Source organism: Streptomyces sp. L500, from assembly GCF_054551825.1.
The window spans coordinates 1-4,011 of the sequence record NZ_JBTOLC010000097.1 but is presented as its reverse complement, the minus strand read 5'-3'; the positions used below and the strand labels follow the sequence as shown (position 1 = coordinate 4,011).

The 4,011-nt window shown below is 73.0% G+C and carries 4 protein-coding genes; all 4 read left to right on the top strand.

The genetic code is table 11. From position 1 onward, the window contains the following. Window positions 1-107 precede the first annotated feature (107 nt). From ACX9I7_RS32330 to ACX9I7_RS32315, 4 genes are read left to right on the top strand one after another with little or no spacing between them, the layout of a single operon-like run. The gene (locus ACX9I7_RS32330) at window positions 108-1,073 is read left to right on the top strand and encodes an ABC transporter ATP-binding protein (protein WP_459389359.1); all 966 of its coding nucleotides are present in this window, start codon (window positions 108-110) and stop codon (window positions 1,071-1,073) included. After that, window positions 1,073-1,903 (top strand): ABC transporter permease, encoded by an 831-nt coding sequence (locus ACX9I7_RS32325; RefSeq protein ID WP_387577747.1) that lies wholly within the window; start codon window positions 1,073-1,075, stop codon window positions 1,901-1,903. Before ACX9I7_RS32330 ends, ACX9I7_RS32325 begins: the two co-directional genes overlap by 1 nt. 44 nt (window positions 1,904-1,947) lie before the next feature. Then, entirely contained in the window at window positions 1,948-3,345 is a 1,398-nt protein-coding gene (locus ACX9I7_RS32320; protein WP_459389358.1) for a sensor histidine kinase, read from the top strand. After that, window positions 3,342-3,980 (top strand): response regulator, encoded by a 639-nt coding sequence (locus tag ACX9I7_RS32315; protein ID WP_459389357.1) that lies wholly within the window; start codon window positions 3,342-3,344, stop codon window positions 3,978-3,980. The genes ACX9I7_RS32320 and ACX9I7_RS32315 overlap by 4 nt, the downstream gene beginning before the upstream one ends. Window positions 3,981-4,011 lie beyond the last annotated feature (31 nt).

Genomic DNA, 4,011 nt, shown 5'->3' with positions numbered 1-4,011 from the left:
TCGACCGGGCCTTCGTCGTATGCGCATTCCTCCCCCATGACATCCGTCATCCGAAGTCATGACAGCCCGCACTGCGCCCCGGCGGAATTCGCCGGAAGCCTGGAGACATGGATGTCGGGGACGGTGTGATCGAGGTCTCGGAGCTGCGCCGCAGGTACGGCGGGCAGGGGGACAAGGGATTCGAGGCGGTGCGGGACGTGTCCTTCGCCGTGCGGCGCGGGGAGTTGTTCGCGCTGCTGGGGACGAACGGCGCGGGCAAGACCTCCACGGTCGAACTGCTGGAGGGCCTGGCCCGGCCCACCGGGGGCACGGTCCGGGTGCTGGGCCACGACCCGTACGCGGAACGCCGCCTGGTGCGGCCCCGGATCGGGGTGATGCTCCAGGAAGGCGGCTTCCCCGCCGATCTGAGCGCCGCCGAGACGGTACGGATGTGGGCGGGCTGCACGACCGGGGCGCGGCCCGTCGGGGAGGCGCTCGACCTCGTGGGGCTCGGCCCGCGCCGGGACGTACGGGTCAAACAGCTCTCCGGCGGCGAGCGCCGACGGCTCGACCTCGCGCTGGCCCTGCTGGGGCGGCCCGAGGTGCTCTTCCTCGACGAGCCGACGACCGGACTGGACCCCGAGGCGCGCCACACCACCTGGGAGTTGGTCCGGCGGCTGCGCGACGAGGGCACGACGGTGCTGCTCACCACCCACTACCTGGAGGAGGCGGAGTCGCTGGCCGACCGGCTGGCGATCATGCGGGACGGGCGGATCGTCACCACCGGCACACCCGGCCAGGTGATCGGCGCCCACCCGGCGCGCATCCGCTTCGCGATGCCGGCGGGCTGGTTCGTGGGCGATCTGCCGCCGCTGGCCGCGCTGGGCGTGCTGCGGCACGACGAGCACCACGGCCGGGTGGAGCTCCAGACGGCCGAGCTGCAGCGCACGCTGACCGGGCTGCTGCTGTGGGCCCGGGAGAAGGACGTCGAACTGGAGGGACTGGACGCGCGGACCGCCTCGCTGGAGGAGGCGTTCCTGGCGATCGCCGGGGCCGCGACGACGTCGGAGTCGGGGTTGGGGAGGAACGAGTGATGGCGACGGAAACGACAGTGAACGCGCGGACGACGGGCGCGCCGGGTACGGGGGTCCCGGCGGGCGCGACGACCGTGACGGGACGGGCCCTCGCCCTGGGCCGCGCGGAGCTCACGCTCCTCGGCCGCAACAGGATGGCGCTCTACACCGTCCTGCTGATGCCCGTGCTCATGGTCTACGCGATGAGCACGGCGGCCAAGGGCCTCGACATGAGCGGCACCGGGATGTCCCTGAAGGAGGCGACGATGACGGGCGCCTTCGGGTACGTCCTGCTCTTCGTCGTCTACTACAACCTCATGAACGTCTTCACCGCCCGGCGCGAGGAACTGGTCCTCAAGCGGCTGCGGACGGGCGAGGCCGGCGACGCGGAGATCCTTGCCGGCACAGCGCTGCCCTCCCTGGTGATCGCCGTCGCACAGTGCGTCCTGCTGGTGGCGGCGGGCGCGGCATGGCTGCACATGCGTCTGCCGGCCCGCCCCGAACTGCTGGTGGCGGGCGTGCTGCTGGGGCTGGCCGTGCTGACGCCGCTGGCCGCCGCGTCCACGGTTCTCGCCAGGACGCCGGAGAGCGCCCAGCTCGCGGCGATGCCGCTGACGATGGTCTCGATGCTCGGCTCGGGCATGTTCTTCCCGCTGGAGGGGCTGCCGGACGGGCTCGCGCGGTTCTGCGAGCTGCTGCCCCTGACCCCGGTCGTCCAGCTGGTGCGCGAAGGCTGGCTCGGCGGCGCGACCCTCGCCGGGACCCTCGGTCACCTGGGGGCCGCCCTCGTCTGGACCGCGCTCGCGGTGTTTGCTGTACGTCGGTGGTTCCGCTGGGAAACCCGGCGCTGAACTGCGAGAACGACCAGGCGAGAACGACCAGGGGGGTGGGGCGCGTGATCAGCCGGGTGCGGAGGTTCCGCGACCACAGCAAGATCCAGCAGATCGACATGTACATGCGCGGCGCGCTGTACGTGTGCCCCTGGCTGTTCGTCGTGTTCGAGGGCCTGGCGATGCTGGGCATGGCCGCCGGACCGGACCGGCGGGGGCTGGGCCTGGGAGCGGCCCTGCTCGTGGTGGCGATCGTGCAGGCCGCGGCCGGTGTGGGCCTGCTGCGCCGCGCCGTCGACCGCTATCTCGGCCGGGAGACCGTCCTGCGGGCGCGGCTGGTGGTCTCCTTCGTCCTGCTGGCGGTGGCGCTCTGTCTGCTGGCGCTGATCGCGACGCGCGGCAGCAAGGAACTCGCGCAGGCCGTGCCCACCATGCTCATGGGGATCGTGATGGCGCCTCTCGGCGCCCTCTGCCTGATCGTGCGCAAGCGCGTCTACTGGGCGCTGTGCGCTGCGGGCTCGCTCGTCGCGCTGGTGCCGTTCGCCGTGGTGGGCCTCCCGTTCCCGGCGCTGGTGGGCATGGTCTTCGGGGGGCTGTTCCTCACCGGGTGGGTCATGCTGATCGCGCGCGTCTCGGGGTGGATGCTCTCCATCATGTGGGAGGTCGACGCGGCCCGTGAGGTGCAGGCGCGGCTCGCGGTGGCGGAGGAACGGCTGCGCTTCTCCCGCGACATGCACGACGTTCTCGGCCGGAACCTCGCGGCGATCGCGCTCAAGAGCGAGCTCGCCGTGCAGCTGGCGCGGCGCGGCTCGGACGCGGCCGTGGACCAGATGGCCGAGGCTCAGCGCATCGCGCAGGAGTCCCAGCGCGAGCTGCGCGAGGTCGTCCGCGGCTACCGCGAGGCCGATCTCCACACCGAACTGGCCGGAGCGCGGGGGATCCTGACCGCCGCCGGGATCGAGTGCCGCATCGACGCGAGGGCCGCCGACGACCTGTCGCCGGCGGTCCAGTCGACGCTCGCCTGGGTCGTCCGCGAGGCGACGACGAACGTACTGCGCCACTCGGACGCGGGGCGCTGCGCGCTGCGGCTGCGGTCGGGCGAGGGGCGGGCGGTGCTGACGGTGGAGAACGACGGCGTGCGGGTCGGTTCCGGCGACGGTTCGGGAGGCGGTTCGGGGGGCTCCGGTAACGCCGGCGGCAGCGGTTCGGGGCTGGCGGGGTTGCGGGAGCGGCTGGCGGTGCTGGGGGGCACGCTGGCGTACGAGCACGGGGGGAACGGGACGTTTCTGCTGACGGCGCGGGTGGGGGTGGATTCCGGTTCGGAGGCGGGGGCGGGTTCGGCGCCGCCGGAGGGCGACGTCGTGGCCGATCGCCGTGGCGGCGGGGAGGAGGTCCCAGTCCCGGGAAACCGGGGGTGGCTCTCCCCCGCCGCGACGGCCGCATCCGAAGGGACGCGTGAATGAATACGCACTCGGCCTCCGGGCCGATCGAACCGATCCGCGTGATGCTCGCCGACGACGAGCACCTGATCCGCGGCGCGCTCGCCGCGCTCCTCGGGCTGGAGGACGATCTCCAGGTCGTGGCCGAGGCCGCGTCCGGGACCGAGGCCCTGGCGATGGCCCGTGCCCATCGGCCCGACGTCGCGGTGCTGGATCTCCAGATGCCGGGGGCGGACGGTGTGACAGTGGCCACATCCCTGCGAGCCGAACTGCCCGACTGCCGCGCCATGATCGTCACCGGTCACGGTCGGCCCGGGCACCTGAAGCGGGCCCTTGAGGCGGGAGTGCGCGGGTTCGTGCCGAAGACCGTCTCGGCCCAGCGGCTCGCCGAGATCATCCGGACCGTCCACGGCGGAAGCCGCTACGTGGACCCGGAGTTGGCGGCCGACGCGATCAGCGCGGGCGACTCCCCGCTCACCGCCCGCGAGGCGGAACTGCTGGAACTGGCCGAGGACGGCGCCCCCATAGCGGAGATCGCCGCGCGGGCCTCGCTGACCCAGGGAACCGTCCGGAACTACCTCTCGGCGGCCACCGCGAAGCTGGGCGCGGAGAACCGTCACGCGGCGGCGCGCATCGCACGTGCTCAAGGTTGGCTATAGTGGTGTCCGCACCGCACGAGAGCGCGGGGCG

Bases quoted from the DNA above. Each gene is read 5' to 3' on its own strand.
- ACX9I7_RS32330 (WP_459389359.1), top strand. From the start codon at position 108: ATGGATGTCGGGGACGGTGTGATCGAGGTCTCGGAGCTGCGCCGCAGG.
- ACX9I7_RS32325 (WP_387577747.1), top strand. From the start codon at position 1,073: ATGGCGACGGAAACGACAGTGAACGCGCGGACGACGGGCGCGCCGGGT.
- ACX9I7_RS32315 (WP_459389357.1), top strand. From the start codon at position 3,342: ATGAATACGCACTCGGCCTCCGGGCCGATCGAACCGATCCGCGTGATG.